The sequence below is a fragment of the Rahnella victoriana genome, assembly GCF_021276285.1.
Classification (GTDB): Bacteria; Pseudomonadota; Gammaproteobacteria; order Enterobacterales; family Enterobacteriaceae; genus Rahnella; species Rahnella victoriana.
In genome coordinates this window covers 648,763-668,504 of the sequence record NZ_CP089920.1, presented here as the reverse complement: position 1 = coordinate 668,504, position 19,742 = coordinate 648,763, and the positions used below count along the sequence as shown (strand labels likewise).

Below are 19,742 nucleotides of genomic sequence, written 5' to 3'. Positions count from 1 at the left end.
ATATTTATTCTTGCACGCTTTGTATCACCCAGTTTTAGTCATCAATCTTCGAAGGACCGGTTTACTGATAACTCATTGTGTAAGTCGCCACACCATTTGCCGTTCCTCCGACAATCGGCTCTGAGCCTGATTTAATATAGGTCGCCATAAAGGGAATAGACAGACTTCCGCCGGTGGTTGTCGTCACCCTGAATTGCCCGGGATTTCCGACTACCGCGCTATCAGGACCATAACTAACGGGTTGCTGGGTGGCCTGATTGATAATGCGGATCCCAAGACCGGTCGCCTGCTTACCATCATTCGTCAGCGAAAGGATATTACTGGTATTGGCCGGATTGTTATTGTCCGTGAACGTCATATTGACGCTTAAGCCTGACGTGACAGAACAGGAGTCCAGATTAATCGTGAAGGGTGAATGGACCAGAGAACTCCCGCCGGTGGTGATCGCGTTGCTGTTCACTTTGCCTAAGGACACCCCAATGTTTTTAGAGTTCGCGCTCACAGTGCAGGTTTGCGACGTAAATGTCATACTCCCGCTGACCACAAGATTGACCGGAATGATAGTGCTGCTGCCCGCCACATCATTTTTATCGACGATGCGTAAGTAACCGATTGTTCCGGGTAATGTCACCGAGCCTGACTGAATGGTTGTTGTTGTTGAAACCAGCCGTGCTGTAAAACTTCCATCCCAGTAGCTGGTACTTCCTGTAATGATATCAACCCAATCTGTACCTAGCGCTGGCCCCGTGTTGTTACGGTTACGCCCCTGAACAATAATGCCTATCCCATCAACGTTAGTTTTGAAGATGGCATAACCATCAATGCTACTCCCGGCGGGTTGCAATGCAATTTTCCCTTGCAGAGTAATATTTCCTACAACACATCCTGTGTAGAGACTGCTGTAGCCTGATGCGGGTGCAGAAAACCAGTCCGTTAAATAGCGATTCCCCGGGCTGCCGACCGTAACCACGGTGCTGACTGCCGGAATGGTGGCCGTTAAAGTGGCAGTTGCAGGGTTTGACGTACAGGACACACCTGCAATAACGGGCAACGTCCATAAGGATGCCAGTGCCAGCAGCAGGATCCGCAATACTTTCAGAGCCAATAAATCTTTCATGATGACTTATTACCTTTTATTTCCAGAAGAATTAACTCCAGTGTAATCAGTTACAAACGGCATTTATTTTCACCATATTCTTTTTATTCTCATCCTGTGGATTTAAGCGATAAGGAATTATGCAAAGTGGTTTTTCTTTATCTCCCAGGGTAATAAACAGTTTTCCGCTATTTTCTTTCAGGCGGGCAAATATACGCCCACCCTGTCCGACGATGCCGACTTCCTGCCCCGTAGAATCGAAAACGCTGGCACCAAATGGCAACGCCGTACCATCGGCACGACGACTTTGGATCAAAATGGCATGACCGTTGAGGGTGTCATATTGCACAAGCATCACGGCACCGCTGCGAGGTATGACTTCAAGGCTGGTATTTTTCAGTTCGACATCGTCAGACAACCCTTTCGGGTCAAGTGCCACTTCGTTTCGCTGGTAGGCTGAAAGATAAGGCACCACGGCCTGACCACTGCTATCCAGTGACACATTTTGCGCATTCAGAACCTGAGCCCCTTTGGCTCCCGGCGCGCTGATGATCCCGATGGTGTCACCCAGACTTTGCCCGAAGGTCACGCCCATAGGATGCACAACCACAGAACCGCTCATACCCGCTGAAACCTGACGGAAATCAGTCCCTTCACTGAGGGAACCATTGAGTGTGCCGAAAGATGTCCGATACTGCGCATTACTGCTCAGGCTTTTGCTACGGGTGGCGTCATTGGCTCTGTCGTAGGCGGCACTGAGCCCATAGCTCAGGCGACTATTTTCTCCGGCGTTGGAATTAAAGGACGTTTGCAGATTAGCGCCCCCGTCACTATCCCGACTGACAGAACTGGTCAGGTATCCTGATGCACCAAAGGGAACCGAGACACTCAACATAATGTTGTCATCGTCTTTGCCATAAGGATCCTGAGCACGAGCCACGCTGAGGTTGGTATTTCCCCAGCTCCATGTTCTGGTATAACCGGCCTGCAGCTGATTATCGTAACCGCTGCCATTCCAGTAATCCTGCCGGGAACCGCTGAAATACACATAATCCGTGTCGGTAAGCCGCTGGTTGATCACGACTTCACTGCGGGTTTTCAGACGGCGGATATTGTCAGCCGTATCGTCACCCTGCGCCTTAACCTGATCAACCGCCGTCAGGGCATCACTGAGACCGAAGTAACCATCCGTTGAATAGCGGTAAGCCGCCAGAGTGACGTCGGTGCCCACATCCGTGAGGATCTTGTTATAACTGACACGCACGGACTGGCCAGAGAAACTCTGTTGTCCCAGGTCGGTATGGGCCTGAGTAACGTCCAGCCCCACTGCCCCCCACTCGGTACCCAGCACCATCCCGACCAGGGCGGCTTTATATTCTTCAAATCCTGTCAGCCCGCCGTAGAGCGTCACCATGTTCGTTAAACCGTGTTGCCAGGTGCCCTGAACAAGGTGCGGCTGATTGTTGTACTGAAGGTTGCGGACCACGCCAGCTGTGGTGGTAAAGCGTGAGACGCCGGGACGCAGTGAACGTGCAATAGAAGAAAATGGCACGATAAAGCGTTTTTCTTCACCATTCGCTTCCGTCACCGTGACATCCAGATCGCCATTGTTAGTACCAGGGCTTAAATCTGAAATCTCAAAATTTCCCGGCGGAACCGTCGCTTCGTAAATGACATAACCGCGCTGACGGATAGTGACCCGCGCGTTGGTGGCCGCAATTCCGCGCACCACGGGCGCGTAGCTCGTTTGCGAAGAAGGCAACATCCGATCATCTGAGGCAAGTCGCACGCCACGGACTGAAACAGAATCAAACAGATCTCCGTCGCTGAATGTGTCACCCATTGTCAGCTGAGCGCGAAGCACGTCGATATCCCGCTGCACATAGGTGCTGATAGCATCGAGCTTGTGACCGCTTTCGTCGTTCCAATTAAGGGAAGAACGCTGACGCAAGCGCCAGGCTCCGAAATTAAGTCCCATATTGGCCGAGGCATACAGGCTCTGGTCAGTGTGGCCTGTCCGGCTATTTTGATAACCATTCAGGGCATAATCGATAAAACCGGCAGTCACCCCATTTTCCCAGCGCGAAGGGCTGACGTAACCATGCGGATCCGTGCGCATATAGATTTGTGGCACGCTGAGTGTCAGCGACTGATCACCCGTGCTGACCTCGTAAGTCGCGTCAGGAATTTTCGTCCAGTCCAGACATCCTTCGCTGTTGATGGAACCCGCGACCGTCGCTAATTTCTCAAGATTGACACCCAAACTGTCCAGCAACGTGGTATTCAGGCAAGGTCTCGCGTGCCCTGGACGATCACCCTCGTTGAATTTGATGTCAAACATGCCAGCCTGGCGCGTATTAATCGTCACGTCGAGCGTCTGGATCCCCTGTTCAACAGGATTTCCTTCGGCATAACGCGTCAGGTCTATGCTGCGAGCTCCCTGACCCCACAGCATAGATTTATCAAAATTAGCGATGAGCATATCGGCACCCGATTGCGCATGAGCACTGAAAGGTATTTGCCAGAGACCTGCCGCCATCAGAACCGCAACTTTCAGAGGATGAAGTTGGCAGTCAGATTTAATACAGCAGTGACTTTTTAAGGTAAAAACTGGCTTATTCATAAGTAACCCGCGCTTTTTCCACCAAGGAAAAATTCTCAGATATTTTGTGAGAGGAATATTATTTTAATTTTTTAATGTTGAATCCCATGCCATAACCGCACCATAGTCATTAATCGTGCTGTAATTAATCGAAGCTCCGGGAGTCGCATTGTTATCCATTTCAAAATGCTGAGTTTGTTTTGGTGCAACCGTGCCATTAGTCATATTTAATTCGACTTTTTTACCCCCCACCTTTACACTATTTAAAGACACGTAATAAGCACCGGGATTATAACAATCCAGTGTGGTTTTATTTCCGCTGCGCACCATTGTCCATTCCAGATCCCCCGCCATTTTATCCGCATCCCCTTGTAATCCTGATGGGCGGTAAAACATCTTGAGACGTGTACGCACAGCGATTTTAAGTTTATTCGAGCCGTCCTCGACGGAAGGTGGCAACTCTAAAATATTCAACCAATAAATAGATTCTTTATCTTGTGGAAGCGTTTTATCGTCGTCAAAACGAATGCGTAACACCTGACCTTTATGGCTGTCGATGCGCGCGATAGGCGGTGTCAGAATAAAAGGTGAACTGGCAACGTCAGGCGTGGCTTTCGGGTCGCCGTTATCAATCCATGATTGGATTAAAGCAGGAGTACTGCCTCCGTTATTGAGTTTTACGGTCACTTCACGGGCCGATTCAGGATAAATAACCCGGGTTCCTGTCACGACGACAGATGCCTGCGCGGTCACAGGGAGAATAAAAAAGCTGAAGAGCAGCACGGCAATGTGCATACGTTTGCCATGAAATAACCTTGTCATGATACAAAATCCTTTTAATAATAGAGCCGCGCGGGGAAGCCCGCGCGGATTACTAACAAAACTTATGGGTAAACAATGGAATAAGTGACATTGGAAGAAACTAAACCGGAAGTTACAGCAACATCTGTGGAATAATACTTCGCCAGGAAATTCATGGTGGTTGCAGGCGCAGTGCTTGAAATAGTGGAATACCCCGCAGAAGGGATCTTACCTAATCCGAGTGGTTTGGTATTCGCAGAAGCCTGATAGAGCGCAATATCAACGTTGGTTGCGCCACCGGTCGTAACGGTGTTGTTCAAACGCCCGTCCGCATTAACATTGCTACCCGGCTCGAAATACACCGCTACGCTTTTTGGCTGTGCCAGCGCGCCAGCCGTACTCGCACAACCGGTCAAAGAGATAGCAAAAGGCGTTGCGCCCGCGGTGGTATTGGCCTGGCTGCCGAATGCGCTTACCGCAACGGTAGGCAACTTGATAGTGGTATCCGCACCTGTACCCGCAGAAACAATACAGGTCACGTCAGTAACTTCACCATTAAAAGTAATGGTGCCATCTGCCGCGTATGCCTGCTGACCCAAAATCAGCGCCAATGTGGTCGCTGCGAAAGCAATATTTAATTTTTTCATAATTCTATCATCCATCTGCACATCAATTAAAATAAGCGTCTTTTATTCCTTCCCGTCGGACCCGGATAGCGGTCTCTGAAGGATGAAATAACTATGACGTAAATAAGTGAATAAATATGTCAGGAGGATTACATTCGTTGTAGGAATAATCTCACGGCAACATTATTATTTAACGTAACTTGCGATTATTTATTACCTGCTGATGTTGTATTTGAAATAAAACGGCCCACTAAAAAAACCGCGATCTCCTCAGGGCAGTTAATTAAGAGAAATCCGTATTATTAACATATTCTTACAGCATGGCCGTTTTTTATTCCGTATTAACACCCAGATTTTAAAATCTCGACTACGCTTAATAACGGTTAACTAAAGGAGATAGAGATATGTCCTCACATGATATCGATGCAGATGCAAACCATCTGGCAGATAAGCTCGAAGACAAAGACAACCAGCTTGCCGGTGAAGCGCAGAAACAATTTGGCGATTTTGTTGATTCTCCTAAGCACCAGATTAAAGGCGCAGCACGTAAATACTCGGCTCAGGCCTGTGAAGTCGTGTCTGACGTCGCGGAGAAAATCAAAGAAAATCCCCTGTCAGGTCTGATCGCGGCCGGCGCAATTGGTGTCGTGCTCGGGTTACTGCTGGGTCGTAAGTAAACCGTCTTGTACCGATAAAAAGGCCTTCGGGCTAATGCCGATCGTTTAAGGATCAGTTGACCGATCCGGTGGCTCGTGTAAAAAGGGTTCATGCTCAACATGGACCCTTTTTAAATGGAACTTTCACAAGCTCTCGGTATTATCAATCTTACTGCCCCCGATGAAGTTCAAAGCCTCGCTGACCTCCTGTCTCCTGACCTCATTCAGCAAGCTTTTTCTCTTACTGACACCGTCACCCTACGCAAGCGTAAACTCCCCCTCGAGTCCATGGTCTGGCTGGTTATCGCTATGGCCATATTCAACAATAAGCCTATGAGTCATATCGTTAATCTGATGGATATTGTTGACCGAACCGGACGCTCATTCACCGTACCCAGCTCCGTTATTGCCCGCAGAAAAACGTTAGGTGAAGATGCCATCCGGGTTCTGTTTGATATCACTCAGCAACACTGGCATGCAGAGGTAAAACATCCTCTCTGGCACGGACTGACACTCAATGCCGTCGATGGCGTAGTCTGGCATACGCAGGACACGCCTGAAAATGCAGAGGCCTTCGGTAAGGCTTCTAACCAGCACGGTGAACGCGGATATCCTCAGGTCCGCATGGTATGCCTGATGGAACTGAGCAGCCACCTGCTGCGGGCCAGTGTGATGGACAGTTACGACGTTAACGAGATGCGCCTGGCGGCACATCTGGCAGACAGCGCGCCGGATAACAGTATTACGCTGTTTGATAAGGGTTTTTACTCTTTAGGACTGCTACATGACTGGCATAATGCGGGCGAAAATCGCCACTGGCTGACGCCGCTGAAAAAGAACACGCAGTACGAGGTGGTGTGTAAGCTCGGCAAACAGGACGAGCTGATACGGCTGAAAACGTCACCGCAGGCCAGAAAACAGTGGGAAGGACTGCCGGAAGAAATAACCGTGCGGCTTATCCGCCGGAAGGTCAATGGCGTTGAACGGCAGGTTGTGACGTCAATGACGGATGCGATGCGTTATCCGGCCGCCAGCGTGGCGGAGCTTTATAAGCATCGCTGGGAAATCGAGTTAGGATACCGGGAGGCTAAGCAGTTTTTACTGGGGAACCGGTGGGCGTTGAGAAGCAAACTGCCGGAAATGGTCAGGCAGGAACTGTGGGGTATCCTGCTGACTCATAACCTTGTTCGTTACCAGATGATCAAGATGGCATTCAGCCTGAAGGGAGATTATCTGCCTTATCAGCTGAGTTTTAGCGGTGCAGTGTCGGAGATATTACGGTTGTTAATCGGGCTGCCGTGGGCATCAGCGGGAGCCATCCCGGGTCATCTGAAGCATTTTTACAGCAACGCAGCGATGCTAAAACTCCCCCCGAGGCGTGAGCGTGAATATGCCAGGGAAGTGAGAGAAAAAAGGTCGAAATATCCCTTAAAAAACAATGCCGGTCACCTTAAGTGACCGGCATTAGGCCTGGTGCCAGTCTTTTTTCATGCGTCAAACTCCTCAGATGAGGAATACAGCGAACAGCGCAGCATTTCAAAACGCTCCCACAAGATATACGCGATGATCTCTTTTATCTTTCTGTCGTGCAGCGTCATCAGCGTGAAGTTCAGCGCCATGCACTGGTCGCAAAGTTCGTCGGGTTCGAGATCGGCGTAATCATATAAGCCGTCGTCCAGCGGTATGCCTAAATCTTTCCGGTGCTCCGGAACGGGCAGCGATAACGTCGCTTCAAGGCATTCAAGCTGGTTTTGCAGCATCACGCAAAGTCTGTCCTGTGCGCCTTTATTTTGCGGATTCACCAGTGCGTGCGCCAGCAAACGGCAGCGATCGGTGAGTGTCCATGAATCGGGGGATGTTTCGGTGGTTTGAGTAATATCCATTTGATCAGAACCTAATATTAGATTGCGTATCGCGCTACCACTTAAGTTCCTACACTTAGGTGGCAACTCAGGCGGGGGTAGGAATATCGGTTACCCTCTCCGACCAGCTCTAAAGCTGCCCCGCCCGAGTTACCAAAACAATATACGATAATACTTCGTTATCTTCTGGTAATACAAAGCGATGGCGAAATTAAAACATTCGCCTGAGGGATCAGGTTCCTACACCCGACTGCGGATGTTGCCGCAGCGAGCAGACAATAACTGGATATCCACACAGAGAAAATGGGCAAAGAATCAGAATGAGATACTGCTTCCAGGGAGTTTTTAGGATTTGCAGTGCGTTGCAAGCGGCTGCCACGGCAGTGAACTGGTAGGTTTTCGGGATTAGGCGTTGAGCTGCAAAGATTATCCCTGTTTGTACTGAAATACCCTCTTTTTTCATCACATTAGTGTCAGTAAAATCAATGCGTTAGTGAGAGTTAAAAAAGAGGGTCACTTCGAAGATATCTTTAATCCTCTTCGTTACGCCGCAGATTCGCGGGAAGGCGTACCGGGCAACAGAATGATTTTCCGGCAGTCTTCCTGACGTTTTTCAAAAATACTGTAGCCTTTAGCGGCATCTTCCAGCGGCATATGATGGGTGACGATCTCTTCGGGTTTAAGCTGTCCGGCTTCAATCAGGGAAAGCAGATCAGGCAGATAGGCGTGAACATGCGTCTGTCCCATTTTGAACGTCAGCCCTTTATCGAACGCATCGCCGAACAGGAATCCGTGGATAAATCCGGCATATACACCCGGCACGCTGACGATCCCGCCACGGCGCACCGCCGCAATACATTGTCGTAGCGCCTTCCCGCTGCTGCCTTCGATTTTCAGATTGCTGAGGATGGTTTCAGTCATACTGCCTTTGGCTTCAAAACCGACGGCATCAATCACCGCATCCACGCCACGGTGACCGGCGGTATGTTCAATAATCCAGGCAGCCGCATCGTCGTTTTCATCAAAGTTAATCGGGATCACGCCATAGCGTTCCTGCGCGAAAGCCAGCCGGTACGGGTGATGGTCAATCATAAATATCTGTTCCGCCCCGGCCAGACGGGCGCAGGCCGCACTTAATAATCCCACCGGCCCGGCACCAAAGATCGCCACCGACGATCCCGGCATGATCTCAGCGTTTTTTACCGCCTGCCACGCCGTCGGTAAGATGTCAGATAAGAACAGCACTTTGTCGTCGGCTAAACCGTCAGGCACTTTAAACGGCCCGGCGTTGGCTTTCGGCACGCGCACATACTCGGCCTGCCCGCCGGGCACGCCGCCGTATAGTTCGCTGTAACCAAACAACGCCGCCGGTGGGGTGATTTTTTTCGGATTCAGCGCCGCACCGTTGCCGCTGTTGGTGGTTTCACAGGCGGCATACTGATTCAGTTTGCAGAAAAAACATTCTCCGCAGGCAATCACAAACGGGATCACCACGCGGTCTCCTTTGGCGACAGCGGTCACTTCCGGCCCGGCCTCCACCACTTCGCCCATAAATTCATGGCCGAATATATCGCCATGGTGCGTACCCGGTATTTTCCCGCGATACAGATGCAAATCAGATCCGCAAATAGCGGTAGCCGTCACCCTCAGAATAATATCGTCGCTGGCCTGAATGGTCGGATCAGGCATATTATCGACGCTCACATTGTGAGGGCCGTGATAAGTCAGTGCTCTCATGATTTATTATCCTTGCAGAATGTTTCCGAAATAGCCAAAGCTGCTTTTATAGCGAATTTGCTCATTGTGATGGCAGAAATATAAAACGATGAGTATAAATAACTAGCCCGCGGCGTGAGCCGCGGGCCGGGTGTTATCCATAACGTACTGCATACCAACCGTTAACGGTTGTCATGGCTATGTTTACCACCCTTTTTACCTGCATCACTGGCACGTTCACGGTCATTAGCGAAGTTACCCCCGCTGTTTTTCCCGCCTTTTTTGCCAGCCTCAGAGGCTTTTTCATGATCTTCCGCGAAATTTCCAGAACCGCCACGATGATCGGCCATAATATCCTCCTATCGGATGTACTTGGTTATTTTCTGTAAGATCCTAATACAACTTATTATCAACTTTTAAAGCGTCCAATAATAAAGTTGTCCTGAGCGTTAAGCTCGGTATTCAGTCTAGTACAGTGAGTTTGCGTGTCAACGGGGAATTATATAAAAATCCGTCGTTATCGCCGGTTGAATACATATTTTCCGGAATTCATAAGCTTAGCGATATTTATTAAATTATATTAAGAAAAATCTCAATGTTATCGCTATTTATTGAGAACGGCTAAGCTAAGGGAGGTATTTACACTGACCTCAAGGAGAATGAAATGTCTATTACAAATCTGAAAGAACTCTTTATTCATGATTTATCTGATGTTTACAGCGCTGAGCGTCAAATTACCAAAGCGTTGCCGAAAATGGCCCGCGCAGCAACGGATCCTAAACTCATTGAAGCGTTCAAATCGCATCTGGAAGAAACCCAGGGGCAGATTGAACGTTTAGATCAGGTGGTGGAATCCTCCGACGAGTTACGCATCAAACGCATGAAGTGCCATGCCATGGAAGGACTGGTGGAAGAAGCGCAGGAACTGATTGATTCCGTAGAGAAAGGAGAAGTTCTGGATGCGGGGCTGATCGGCGCGGCGCAAAAAGTCGAGCACTACGAGATCGCCACTTACGGCACGCTGGCCGCGCTGGCGAAAAAACTCGGTTATACCCAGGCGGCAAAACTTCTGGAAGCCACATTGCAGGAAGAAAAGAATGCCGATCAGAAATTAACGACCATTGCGCAAGCGGAATCTTCCGGCAAGAGCCGTTAATCCCGGATGACACGGACTGATAATTTCAACTTACACGAGATGAGGGTAGCAAAATGGCCAAATCTAAAGCGTATGAAAATTATGTCGACTGGGTGCGGGACGCACATGCTATGGAAAAACAGGCGGAAACCATGCTGACCAAGATGGCGGACCGGCTGGAGCACTATCCGCGCCTGAGGGAACGCATCACGCAACACATTACCGAGACGCAGGATCAGCAGCGTCTGGTCGAAAGCGTGCTGGACCGCCTCGATAAATCGAGTTCTGTCATCAAAGATACCGCAGGGAAGATGTCGGCGATGACGCAGGCTTTTGGCGGCATGTTTGCCAGCGATGAAGTCATCAAAGGCGGCATCAGCGGTTACGTGTTTGAGCATTTCGAGATTGCCTGCTACGACACGCTTATCGTGGCCGCAGAAGCCGTCGGCGATCTGGAAGGCGCGCAAGTCTTTCGCCGGATAAAAGTTCAGGAAGAAGAGATGGCGAAATGGCTGGCTGAAAACCTGCCGGCAGTGACGAAAAAATTCCTGTCTCTGGTGGATTCTTCCAATCTGGATGCCAGCCATTAACCGGGTTTTTCTTCGTTAAGAAACCCGCCAGGACGGCGGGTTATCGTCAGGCCAGCAGGGACGCGAGGCGTTCAAGGGAAAAGAGCGCGGCCTGATGGATCACCGCTTCACAGTCTCCCTCAAAATGTTTAACCTCGGCGATCACCCGTTCTGTGCCAAACGCCCAGGCGAACCAGATGGTGCCCGCAGGCGTGCCGTCGTCCCCGCCTTGCGGCCCGGCATAACCACTGACCGACAACGCAACCTGCGTTTTTGCCGCCCGGTTGGCCCCCTGCGCCATCTCTTTTACGGCCTGTGCGCTGACCGCTGAAAAATGGGAGAGGGTCTCGGATTTAACGCCTAACATGATCGACTTCGCCGTATCGTCGTAGGTGACAAATCCGCTTGAATAGTTTGCTCCGCCTTCCGACGCGGCGCATAACGTCATGCCGATCAACCCGGCGGTGCAGGATTCCGCTGTGGCGAGATTCAGGCTGTTGGCTTTCAGTACGTTAAGCACATTCTTTGCGGCATTGAGTAATGGGTGATCCATGATTTCTCCTTACTTTTATCTCTTATATCGCGTTGTTATTGATTGCTGCACTGAGCATCCCGCGCCAGTTGTTCAAAGTATTAACCGGTTCCCTTCATTCTGCGAGTTTTGCCATAAAGTCTATAATTTACCCCAGCTTCTCCTATAAGAGATGAAAAATGGATAATGAAAAACAGAGCCAGTTCCGGGAAAGAAGCACGCCGGTACAGGAAAACATGCGGTGGATAAAGACCGCGTGGCGTCTTGAACGTATAGGTTTTTTCCTGCTGGGAGTATTTATCCTGTATGCCTTGCTGGGCGGATTTTCACAGGGCTGGCTGAGCGATGCCGTCTACCACGATGAAACAACCTCAACGCAAATTACCTATGAAAAGTATCTGCGCAGCGATACCGAATCGCCGCTGATTATTGCTTATCCTTTTAAGGATGAAAAAAGCGACCGTATTATCCTGAAAGGAAAGTTCGTCAACGAGTACGATATTATCAATGTCAGCCCGGAAAGCGCGGTAATACACCGAAGCCCCGGCACGTTAATCATTTATCCGAATAATCCTAAATTTGCGGATAAAGGCGGCGTTCAGTTGACGCTCAAACCAAGAGAATATGGCCTCTATACCCTGTCGGTTTCCGCCAATAACAACGCCCCTTTTATTTTTAAACAGATTGTTTTCCCTTAAAGGAGAGGAAAATGGAAAACGTTCTCAGAGCCGCCATTATGTATGTCTTTCTGTTTATTATTTTCAAAATATCAGGAAGAAAAACGCTGCTGGAAATGACCATTTTTGATTTTATTCTGGTGCTGATTATCAGTGAGGCGACACAACAGGCGTTGCTGGGCGAAGATTTTTCCCTGACGGGCGCGATGATCACCATAGGGACGTTGATTTTTATCGATAAAAGTTTAGGTTTTCTCGAGAACAAAATCCCCAGACTTAATTTGTGGCTGAATGGCTCGCCGATCATTCTGATCGAAAACGGCAAAGTCCTGGATCACCGGCTGCGTAAATGTTCACTCTCTGAAGATGAGATCATGGAAGTCGCCCGTCAGCAGGAAGGGCTGGAAAGCCTGGACGATATCAGATTCGCCATATTAGAAAAGAACGGCAAGATATCGATTATTCCGGTGAAGAAATAACGCCGGGGATAATCCACATGGAAAAAGCAGCAACCCTCACTAAACTTAATTCCTTAAGCAGCGGTATGACGTTGGACACGTTAATTTGCTAACAGACTCTACAAGGAACATCGCCAATGGCTCAACAATTCCCCGGTGAATTCAGAGATGAGGACGGATTTTGTGATTTAGGCGATTACGCGGCAGTGGGAGAAGGCCGCACGGTCACCCTGCTCTCGCCGGATGGCTCAGCCGACTGGTGGTGCGTTCCCTCGCTCGATTCACCCCCGCTGTTTGACCGGCTGCTGGACGCCAAAAATGGCGGCTATTTTCAGCTTGTCCCCCGCCATCCCTATCGCATGACCCGCCAGTATCGGGAAAACAGCAATGTGCTCGAATCCGTCTACGAGACGGAGACGGGCAAAGTCAAAGTTACTGAATCGATCAACAGCACGCTGGCCGGGCGTTTACCGTGGAATGAATTTGCCCGGCGTATTGAAGGGCTTTCCGGCTCGGTGCTGATGACCCTGCGGATGAAAATCGGTACGGCGGCGGCCTCCCGTTCTCCGTGGAGGGATGAATCGTCACACGGCACGGTCTGGCATGTCGGTTCATTGCAACTGATGTTGCGCCTGTCGGAGGCCATCAGGCCGGGAGAATGTCATGACGCAGGCGCAGAAAGCCACTTTACCGTACATCGCGATGAACGGCTGCTGGCGGCAGTGCTGGTCACGGAAAATGCGCCACTGGCCGTGCCCGGTCTGGCGCGCATTGATAAACGCATCGATATGAGTGATACCGCATGGCGAAGCTGGGCAGACAATCTTGAGTACGACGGTAAATTCCAGCCTTATGTGCTGCGCTCTGCCCTCGCGCTGAAGTTTCTCTGGTATGCCCCGACCGGTGCGCTGGCGGCGGCGGCAACGACCAGTCTGCCTGAAGGCGCCGGCAGCGGTAAGAATTACGATTATCGTTATGCGTGGGTGCGCGACGCCTGCATGATCATCAAATCCTTCATTTACACCGGCGCACTGGAAGATTGTCAGGCGGCCTTTTCATGGCTGGCGGGAATCTTGCGCGAAAACGGCTGCGAGATGCACACCTGTTTTCAGCTCAACGGCCAGCCGGTACCGGAAGAACGCTACATTGAGGTGGAAGGTTATCGCGCTGAACAGCCGGTGCGCGTGGGCAACAATGCCGCGCGCCAGCTACAGCTCAGTAATTATGGCGACATTCTCGATACGGCAGTGCTGTTTACCGATGCCGGACATGTGCTGGATCTGGACACTTCCCGCCTGCTCGGCCAGCTCGCGAATCATTGTGCTGATACGTGGCGGCAGAAAGATTCCGGCATATGGGAACTGCCTGAGCCGCAGCATTATACCCAGTCGAAAATGGCCTGCTGGGTCGCACTCAATCAGGCGGTGCATCTGGCAAAAGGCAAGTACATCGAGCCGACATGGGAAGGTCGCTGGCAGCGCGAGCGCGACAGGATCCGTGACTGGATTGAAACCCGGTGCTGGTCAGAAGAACGCCAGAGTTATACCTTCTGGCCTGGATCGCAGAGTCTGGATGCCTCTGTGGCGCTGATGCATCAGTACGGCCAGCAGGTTTCCCCCAAACGAATGCTCAGTACCCTGCAACAAATCGAACAGGAATTAGGCACGAAAGACAAGATGCTCTACCGCTATTCCGGCGTCGACAAAGAGGAAAACACCTTCGTGGCCTGCGCGTTCTGGATGGTCGCCGCGCTCGCCGTCTTCGGCGAAACGGAAGAGGCAGAAAAACGGATGAACGCCTTACTGAAAACCCATCAGGGCGACAAAAGCGCAGGGATCATGAGCGAGATGTACGACGTGGATCAGAAAAAATGCTGTGGCAACATGCCGCAGGGACTGAGCCATCTGTCCGTGATTTGTGCGGCGCACATCATTACTCAGGTGACACAAGGCAAGTAATACGCGGCATGTCGCCATTTTGCCAAAAAGTGTCTTTATGCTTTCACGTCCTCACATCGTTGAAAATCGTGTCTAAACTGAATAATGAGATTTATTTCGTTTAACCTTTCAACCCTGACTGAGGCAAGGATATGCAGCAGACAACCAGCACTGTCGATCAAATAGATGAATACTTCCGTGGCATGAACGAGGAATTCCTGACTGAAAAAGAGACTTTTACTCAGCTTTATCAGGAACTGACATCGGTGAATAAGTCAGTAAGTAACAAGGAAATCATTGCCGGTTTGATTCACAAACTGGAGACAGAACAGGATGTGACAAAATCGGATATTTACCGGAAAACGCTTGAGATCATTTTACAGGCCGCGCCCGACGCATGACGGTGTTTTGCCTGAAGTAGTCAGAAAGTGTGAGTGTTTTTAAAGGATAAACAGATTTTTCCTACACACTTTTGTCACAAACGACGGGTATAGTAAACCCATCTGTAGCAGACTACAGAAATCTCACGAGTTCCCCTCGTAACGTTTAAAAAAAGCCCGTTTCCCCTGACGGGCTTTTTTCTTTTTTGTTTTCCCCCTTCCCCCTTCGGCTGACCTTACGGCAGAAGAATAATTTTTCCGCTGAAACTGCGGGTTTCCAGCAGGCGGTGGGCGTCAGCGCCCGCGGTCAGGGAAAATTCCGTCACCGGGGGCAGCGTCACGGCACCGTCACGGATCAGCGCAAAAAGTCTGTCTGCCCGGCGCTGGCGTTCTTCCCCTGAGGTCAGATAGGTCCAGAGATCTGCGCCCAGCACGCCATGCGAATGCAGCTGCAAGCGTGACGGGTCGAATGCGGAAAGCGCCCCGCCGGACATGCCAAACAACACCACGCGCCCGCCGTCTTTCAGGGCATCCAGACTTTCGGTCAGCGTGGTGCCCACTGAATCAAACACCACGTCGCATCCGGCGGGTTGCCACCCGCGCAACTGTGCAGGCCAGGTGTCGTAACCGGCAGCAGCCTCTGCGCCAAGCGACAGGCAGGCTTGCTGTTTTTCTTCACTTGAGGCCACCGCAAAAGCGTGAATGCCCTGATGCCTGAGCATCTGCAACAATAAACGGCCGACACCGCCCGCAGCCGCGAGCACAGCAACATGCATGCCTGCGCGCAAAGGCAACACATCGTGCAGCAGATAATCCGCCGTCAGCCCCTGTAATAACACGGCCGCCGCATCGCGTTCTGACAGCCATTCCGGCAGACGGATCGCATGGTCCACCGGCACGCGAATATGGCTGGCGTGCGCCAGCGGCACATCGGCAAACCCCACGCGGTCGCCCGCTTTCCAGCCCGTCACCTTGTCACCGACAGCCATCACCCGTCCCGCGCCTTCATAGCCCGCAATGTACGGTGAGTTCCCCGCCAGCGGATAACGCCCCTGACGGCGGTAAATATCCGCAAAATTCAGCCCGGCCGCCGTCACGGCAACCAGCAATTCGCCCTCCGCCGCCACCGGATCTGCTGCCTCGTGCAGGTGTAATACGTCCGCCGATCCCGTCTGTTCAAATCCCAGTGCGTGCATTGCCGTTCCTTAATTAAATACTGTGATGATGGCGGCGATTATCAGCAAGGGATGGCCGCAGATAAAGAGTCGTCTGCTTTATTAATTTGATAATAAAATTTTATAATGACGGACTTTATCCTCTGCGGGCAAAACAATGGATTACTTAAAATGCGTGGAATCCTTCATCACCGCGACGGAGTCCGGCAGTTTTACGGCGGCGGCCGATAAGCTGGGCATCACGCCAGCGATGGTCGGCAAGCATATTCAGATGCTCGAGACCCGCACCGGTTGCGTGTTGATCAACCGCACCACGCGGCGTCAGGGGCTGACCGAGGCCGGTCACCGGTTTTATCTGTATGGCGTGCAGATCCTCGCCACCATCGCCGATGCCGATTCGCTGGCACGACACCTGAACGAAGAGGTCACCGGCCTGCTGCGCATCAGCGCGCCGGTCACCTTTGGTCAGCGTATTCTCACGCCGATTTTATCGACGTTTTTACAGCGTTACCCGGCCGTGAACGCCGCACTGGTCCTGAGTGACCGGCGCGTGGATATGATTGAGGAACGTTTTCAGGTCGCCATACGCATTGGCAGTTTGCTGGATGAAGGCTATATCGCGGTGCCGCTGCCGCCGTATGAGATGGTGCTGGCGGCCTCTCCGGCCTATCTGGACAAATACGGCACGCCTGCGACACCGGACGATCTGACCCGCCACAACTGCGTCAGTTTCAGTCAGTGGCGCTCTGATCATCTCTGGCCATTAACCGGTCCGCAGGGGCCGGTGGACGTCGCGCTGACCCCGCGACTGACGGTGGATTCCGGCGAAGCGATACGCCAGGCCGCCTTGTCGGGGCTGGGGATCGTAATGCATTCGTGCTTTATGCTACAGGAGGATATTGCGACGGGACGGCTGCGACGTGTGTTGCCGGATTTTGCGCCGGTACCGCGACCGATGAATCTGCTGCGTTTGCCGGGGCGACCGGCCAGCGTGGTGGCTTCGTTCTGTGAGCATTTTATGCATGAACTGGCGCAACGCGGAGACCCTGAATAACCGCTCCGCAGAGCGGTTAAAGGGGAACGGCGGGCGGGAATTAACCGCGGATAAACGCCAGAATGTCAGCGTTTATCACGTCCGCATGGGTGGTGTGCATACCGTGAGGATAACCCGGATAGATTTTCAGGGTGCTGTCGGCGAGCAGTTTATCCTGCAGCAGTGACGCATCTTTATACGGCACCACCTGATCGTCATCGCCCTGCAACACCAGCACCGGCACCGTGATCGCTTTAAGATCTTCTGTCTGATCCGTTTCTGAAAACGCTTTAATGCCTTCGTAATGCGCATTGGCGCTGCCTGTCATGCCCTGACGCCACCAGTTGTTGATGGTGCCCTGCGAGACCTCGGCCCCGTCGCGGTTAAATCCATAAAACGGCCCGGTGGCAACGTCTAAATAGAACTGCGCACGGTTGGCCGCCAGCGCGCTGCGAAAACCGTCAAACACCTCAATCGGCGTCCCCTCAGGATTACTGTCTGTTTTCACCATCAGCGGCGGCACGGCACTGATCAACACCGCCTTCGCCACCCGGCCCTGCGGCTGTCCAAATTTCGCGACATACCGCGCCACCTGCCCGCCACCGGTGGAATGCCCGATATGCACCGCATCGTGCAGATCAAGATGCTCGGCCACGGCGGAAGCATCCGACGCGTAATGATCCATATCGTTGCCTTCGCTGGTCTGATCTGAGCGTCCGTGGCCCCGGCGGTCAATGGCGATCACACGAAAACCTTCTTTCAGGAAGAACAGCATTTGTGTATCCCAGTCATCGGCGCTTAACGGCCAGCCATGATGAAAAACAACAGGTTGTGCGCTTTTGGAACCCCAGTCTTTGAAGAAAATATTGACGCCGTCTTGGGTTTTAACAAATGGCATAGTATGCACTCCTCAGGTAATTGAAGGGAAAACAGTACGGTATGCAGGGTCAGGCTCAGAAAATTCAATGCTCAGAAAGCGTAGCAAAGCATGGCGGAATTGCCTGAAATCTATACATCACCCTTCCGCCGCAGGCTGTGGCGAATCCCCCGGCATCCGGGCATCCGGCGTTTTCACAATCATATTTGGCAGTGCCATTTCGATGCCGTTCTCCATTAACTTCTCAATAATCCGGATATTAATTTCCTGCTGAATATCCATATATTTATTGTAATCAGCGGTATTGACGATATGCACCACTTCGAAATTAAGGCGGTCAGTGCCAAATCCCAGCAGATGCGCCCGGTCGAATTTGGTTTCGCCCATCTCGGTAATAATCTCTTTCACCGCTTCACCAATATTGCGCAACTTATCCGGCGGCGTATTCAGCGCCACCCCAAAATTAAACACGATACGACGGGTCTGCATGCGTTTGTAATTGTGCAAGGTCTGCTGAAGTAATATGGCATTGCCGCAGACGATCTGTTCCCCGCTTAAACTGCGGATGCGGGTGGTTTTCAGACCAATATGTTCGACGGTCCCGGCGACATCATTGAACACCACAAAATCACCGATTTCGAAAGGCTTATCAAAGCCGATGGAAAGTGAGGCGAAGACATCGCTGAGAATGGTCTGGATAGCCAGTGCAATGGCGATACCGCCGACCCCCAGACTGGCGACCAGCGCGGTAATATTGACGCCCACATTCGCCAGAATCGACAACAGCATCACCGACCAGACCACCGCGCGGAATATCAGTCCGGTGATCACCAGCGTGACCGGATTTTTATTCATTCCCGGCTGATGCATGATATGCCGAAGCCACGAGACAACGCCCTGATCCAGCCACAGCGCCATCTGCAACGCCAGCACCAGGAACCAGGCGTGACTGATGGTGTTATAGAGATTATCGGGTAAATTAACGAACCGCAGGCTGAACAGGAATGCCGCGACAAAGATCAGCAGGCTGCTGGTCCGGTCAAGCATATCACCGAGAATAAACCGCATTCTGTCGGTCGCCGGATGCATATCTCCCCATGTCCTGACGCCCTTACGCAGAAACGACAACAACCAGTTAATCAGCCAGTAGGTCACGAACGTCACGACACACATCGTCGCCACCCCGATCCAAAATACCGGCGACATCACTAATGCGATGACATCAAAGCGTGATAAGAAATCCATCATCCCTCCCCGTTTTTTTCACAAACTACCAGTATAGGAAATGAGAGTTCAGAGGACGGCAGAATAGGACAGTTCGGTGCGCGAGGGGCGAACGGATCAACTTGCGGAGATAGTGCTGGGATGACAGGAGAGGACGGCCTAACCGTACGTTGTGCGTTTTCTCAACCGACTGATCCGGAGGCCATGGTCGATGCCCTTGTCCGTTCATCATTCAGTGACCACGTCGTTAGTTCTGTCTCATGCGCTGCGTAAACAGGTGCCTGTACGCCCGAAGTGACCGGCTCACATTTGACCAACATGGCAGGGATATGAGCGGGGTCGGCCTGGGTACTAAGATGACGAGTGCGTGGCGCTGAAGGTCCGGT

General features: G+C 51.5%; 20 protein-coding genes and 1 pseudogene. 10 read left to right on the top strand and 11 right to left on the bottom strand.

The window, feature by feature from the left end; genetic code table 11:
- Positions 1–61 precede the first annotated feature (61 nt).
- From J9880_RS24345 to J9880_RS24330, 4 genes are all read right to left on the bottom strand, one after another.
- Entirely contained in the window at positions 62–1,117 is a 1,056-nt protein-coding gene (locus J9880_RS24345; RefSeq protein WP_131694157.1) for a fimbrial protein, read from the bottom strand.
- 46 nt (positions 1,118–1,163) lie between these two features.
- A complete protein-coding gene (locus tag J9880_RS24340) occupies positions 1,164–3,578 on the bottom strand; it encodes a fimbria/pilus outer membrane usher protein (protein WP_232770662.1) in 2,415 nt (804 codons plus the stop codon).
- 204 nt (positions 3,579–3,782) lie between these two features.
- Positions 3,783–4,520 carry a fimbrial biogenesis chaperone gene (locus J9880_RS24335; RefSeq protein WP_232770661.1) on the bottom strand — a complete coding sequence of 246 codons (738 nt, stop codon included), beginning with the start codon at positions 4,518–4,520 and terminating at the stop codon, positions 3,783–3,785.
- A 62-nt stretch (positions 4,521–4,582) separates the two neighbouring features.
- On the bottom strand, positions 4,583–5,146 hold the full coding sequence (locus tag J9880_RS24330) for a fimbrial protein (RefSeq protein WP_232770660.1): 564 nt from the start codon (positions 5,144–5,146) through the stop codon (positions 4,583–4,585).
- 383 nt (positions 5,147–5,529) lie between these two features.
- On the opposite strand from J9880_RS24330, the gene J9880_RS24325 reads away from it, so the two are divergent.
- Both J9880_RS24325 and J9880_RS24320 read left to right on the top strand, forming a co-directional pair.
- The gene (locus tag J9880_RS24325) at positions 5,530–5,802 is read left to right on the top strand and encodes a DUF883 family protein (protein WP_131694154.1); all 273 of its coding nucleotides are present in this window, start codon (positions 5,530–5,532) and stop codon (positions 5,800–5,802) included.
- A 114-nt stretch (positions 5,803–5,916) separates the two neighbouring features.
- Positions 5,917–7,239 (top strand): IS4 family transposase, encoded by a 1,323-nt coding sequence (locus J9880_RS24320; protein WP_232770659.1) that lies wholly within the window; start codon positions 5,917–5,919, stop codon positions 7,237–7,239.
- 29 nt (positions 7,240–7,268) lie between these two features.
- On the opposite strand, the gene J9880_RS24315 is transcribed toward J9880_RS24320, so the two are convergent.
- From J9880_RS24315 to J9880_RS24305, 3 genes are all read right to left on the bottom strand, one after another.
- The gene (locus tag J9880_RS24315; RefSeq protein ID WP_232770658.1) at positions 7,269–7,664 is read right to left on the bottom strand and encodes a hypothetical protein; all 396 of its coding nucleotides are present in this window, start codon (positions 7,662–7,664) and stop codon (positions 7,269–7,271) included.
- A gap of 522 nt (positions 7,665–8,186) precedes the next feature.
- Complete coding sequence (locus J9880_RS24310) at positions 8,187–9,380, bottom strand: zinc-dependent alcohol dehydrogenase (protein WP_232770656.1); 1,194 nt, start codon at positions 9,378–9,380, stop codon at positions 8,187–8,189.
- Between the two features lie 161 nt (positions 9,381–9,541).
- A complete protein-coding gene (locus J9880_RS24305; RefSeq protein WP_119824521.1) occupies positions 9,542–9,709 on the bottom strand; it encodes a con-10 family general stress protein in 168 nt (55 codons plus the stop codon).
- A gap of 314 nt (positions 9,710–10,023) precedes the next feature.
- Here J9880_RS24305 and J9880_RS24300 point away from each other — a divergent pair, with 314 nt between their 5' ends.
- Together J9880_RS24300 and J9880_RS24295 are read left to right on the top strand one after the other, a co-directional pair.
- Positions 10,024–10,515: a YciE/YciF ferroxidase family protein gene (locus J9880_RS24300; RefSeq protein ID WP_119824523.1), complete on the top strand. Its 492-nt coding sequence runs from the start codon at positions 10,024–10,026 to the stop codon at positions 10,513–10,515.
- A 53-nt stretch (positions 10,516–10,568) separates the two neighbouring features.
- Positions 10,569–11,084, top strand: a complete 516-nt coding sequence (locus J9880_RS24295; protein WP_232770654.1) for a ferritin-like domain-containing protein — start codon at positions 10,569–10,571, stop codon at positions 11,082–11,084.
- Between the two features lie 46 nt (positions 11,085–11,130).
- On the opposite strand, the gene J9880_RS24290 is transcribed toward J9880_RS24295, so the two are convergent.
- Positions 11,131–11,616, bottom strand: a complete 486-nt coding sequence (locus J9880_RS24290; RefSeq protein WP_119824527.1) for a CinA family protein — start codon at positions 11,614–11,616, stop codon at positions 11,131–11,133.
- 158 nt (positions 11,617–11,774) lie between these two features.
- Between J9880_RS24290 and J9880_RS24285 the strand changes: the two genes are divergently transcribed.
- The 4 genes from J9880_RS24285 (at position 11,775) to J9880_RS24270 (ending at position 15,068) form a co-directional block, all read left to right on the top strand.
- The gene (locus J9880_RS24285; RefSeq protein WP_232770653.1) at positions 11,775–12,293 is read left to right on the top strand and encodes a hypothetical protein; all 519 of its coding nucleotides are present in this window, start codon (positions 11,775–11,777) and stop codon (positions 12,291–12,293) included.
- An 11-nt stretch (positions 12,294–12,304) separates the two neighbouring features.
- A complete protein-coding gene (locus tag J9880_RS24280) occupies positions 12,305–12,751 on the top strand; it encodes a DUF421 domain-containing protein (RefSeq protein ID WP_195817986.1) in 447 nt (148 codons plus the stop codon).
- Positions 12,752–12,867: 116 nt separating this feature from the next.
- Positions 12,868–14,688 (top strand): glycoside hydrolase family 15 protein, encoded by a 1,821-nt coding sequence (locus tag J9880_RS24275; RefSeq protein ID WP_232770651.1) that lies wholly within the window; start codon positions 12,868–12,870, stop codon positions 14,686–14,688.
- A gap of 131 nt (positions 14,689–14,819) precedes the next feature.
- Positions 14,820–15,068 (top strand): biofilm development regulator YmgB/AriR family protein, encoded by a 249-nt coding sequence (locus tag J9880_RS24270; RefSeq protein ID WP_195817984.1) that lies wholly within the window; start codon positions 14,820–14,822, stop codon positions 15,066–15,068.
- Positions 15,069–15,283: 215 nt separating this feature from the next.
- Here J9880_RS24270 and J9880_RS24265 read toward each other — a convergent pair whose 3' ends face one another.
- On the bottom strand, positions 15,284–16,243 hold the full coding sequence (locus J9880_RS24265) for a zinc-binding dehydrogenase (protein WP_232770649.1): 960 nt from the start codon (positions 16,241–16,243) through the stop codon (positions 15,284–15,286).
- A gap of 136 nt (positions 16,244–16,379) precedes the next feature.
- Here J9880_RS24265 and J9880_RS24260 point away from each other — a divergent pair, with 136 nt between their 5' ends.
- Positions 16,380–17,276: a LysR family transcriptional regulator gene (locus J9880_RS24260; RefSeq protein ID WP_095925599.1), complete on the top strand. Its 897-nt coding sequence runs from the start codon at positions 16,380–16,382 to the stop codon at positions 17,274–17,276.
- A 40-nt stretch (positions 17,277–17,316) separates the two neighbouring features.
- On the opposite strand, the gene J9880_RS24255 is transcribed toward J9880_RS24260, so the two are convergent.
- On the bottom strand, positions 17,317–18,153 hold the full coding sequence (locus tag J9880_RS24255; protein ID WP_232770648.1) for an alpha/beta fold hydrolase: 837 nt from the start codon (positions 18,151–18,153) through the stop codon (positions 17,317–17,319).
- 117 nt (positions 18,154–18,270) lie between these two features.
- Positions 18,271–19,377: a mechanosensitive ion channel family protein gene (locus J9880_RS24250; RefSeq protein WP_232770923.1), complete on the bottom strand. Its 1,107-nt coding sequence runs from the start codon at positions 19,375–19,377 to the stop codon at positions 18,271–18,273.
- A gap of 120 nt (positions 19,378–19,497) precedes the next feature.
- Between J9880_RS24250 and J9880_RS25220 the strand changes: the two are divergent.
- A pseudogene (locus tag J9880_RS25220) lies at positions 19,498–19,654 on the top strand (Lrp/AsnC family transcriptional regulator); the annotation flags it as partial.
- Positions 19,655–19,742: the final 88 nt, after the last annotated feature.

Excerpts from the sequence above, each read along its gene's own strand:
- J9880_RS24345 (WP_131694157.1), bottom strand. The coding sequence starts at position 1,117 with ATGAAAGATTTATTGGCTCTGAAAGTATTGCGGATCCTGCTGCTGGCA.
- J9880_RS24295 (WP_232770654.1), top strand. The coding sequence starts at position 10,569 with ATGGCCAAATCTAAAGCGTATGAAAATTATGTCGACTGGGTGCGGGAC.
- J9880_RS24265 (WP_232770649.1), bottom strand. The coding sequence starts at position 16,243 with ATGCACGCACTGGGATTTGAACAGACGGGATCGGCGGACGTATTACAC.
- J9880_RS24250 (WP_232770923.1), bottom strand. The coding sequence starts at position 19,377 with ATGGATTTCTTATCACGCTTTGATGTCATCGCATTAGTGATGTCGCCG.
- J9880_RS24255 (WP_232770648.1), bottom strand. The coding sequence starts at position 18,153 with ATGCCATTTGTTAAAACCCAAGACGGCGTCAATATTTTCTTCAAAGAC.
- J9880_RS24305 (WP_119824521.1), bottom strand. The coding sequence starts at position 9,709 with ATGGCCGATCATCGTGGCGGTTCTGGAAATTTCGCGGAAGATCATGAA.
- J9880_RS24260 (WP_095925599.1), top strand. The coding sequence starts at position 16,380 with ATGGATTACTTAAAATGCGTGGAATCCTTCATCACCGCGACGGAGTCC.
- J9880_RS24320 (WP_232770659.1), top strand. The coding sequence starts at position 5,917 with ATGGAACTTTCACAAGCTCTCGGTATTATCAATCTTACTGCCCCCGAT.
- J9880_RS24280 (WP_195817986.1), top strand. The coding sequence starts at position 12,305 with ATGGAAAACGTTCTCAGAGCCGCCATTATGTATGTCTTTCTGTTTATT.
- J9880_RS24340 (WP_232770662.1), bottom strand. The coding sequence starts at position 3,578 with ATGCTCATCGCTAATTTTGATAAATCTATGCTGTGGGGTCAGGGAGCT.
- J9880_RS24275 (WP_232770651.1), top strand. The coding sequence starts at position 12,868 with ATGGCTCAACAATTCCCCGGTGAATTCAGAGATGAGGACGGATTTTGT.
- J9880_RS24330 (WP_232770660.1), bottom strand. The coding sequence starts at position 5,146 with ATGAAAAAATTAAATATTGCTTTCGCAGCGACCACATTGGCGCTGATT.
- J9880_RS24325 (WP_131694154.1), top strand. The coding sequence starts at position 5,530 with ATGTCCTCACATGATATCGATGCAGATGCAAACCATCTGGCAGATAAG.
- J9880_RS24335 (WP_232770661.1), bottom strand. The coding sequence starts at position 4,520 with ATGACAAGGTTATTTCATGGCAAACGTATGCACATTGCCGTGCTGCTC.
- J9880_RS24300 (WP_119824523.1), top strand. The coding sequence starts at position 10,024 with ATGTCTATTACAAATCTGAAAGAACTCTTTATTCATGATTTATCTGAT.
- J9880_RS24290 (WP_119824527.1), bottom strand. The coding sequence starts at position 11,616 with ATGGATCACCCATTACTCAATGCCGCAAAGAATGTGCTTAACGTACTG.
- J9880_RS24310 (WP_232770656.1), bottom strand. The coding sequence starts at position 9,380 with ATGAGAGCACTGACTTATCACGGCCCTCACAATGTGAGCGTCGATAAT.
- J9880_RS24270 (WP_195817984.1), top strand. The coding sequence starts at position 14,820 with ATGCAGCAGACAACCAGCACTGTCGATCAAATAGATGAATACTTCCGT.
- J9880_RS24315 (WP_232770658.1), bottom strand. The coding sequence starts at position 7,664 with ATGGATATTACTCAAACCACCGAAACATCCCCCGATTCATGGACACTC.
- J9880_RS24285 (WP_232770653.1), top strand. The coding sequence starts at position 11,775 with ATGGATAATGAAAAACAGAGCCAGTTCCGGGAAAGAAGCACGCCGGTA.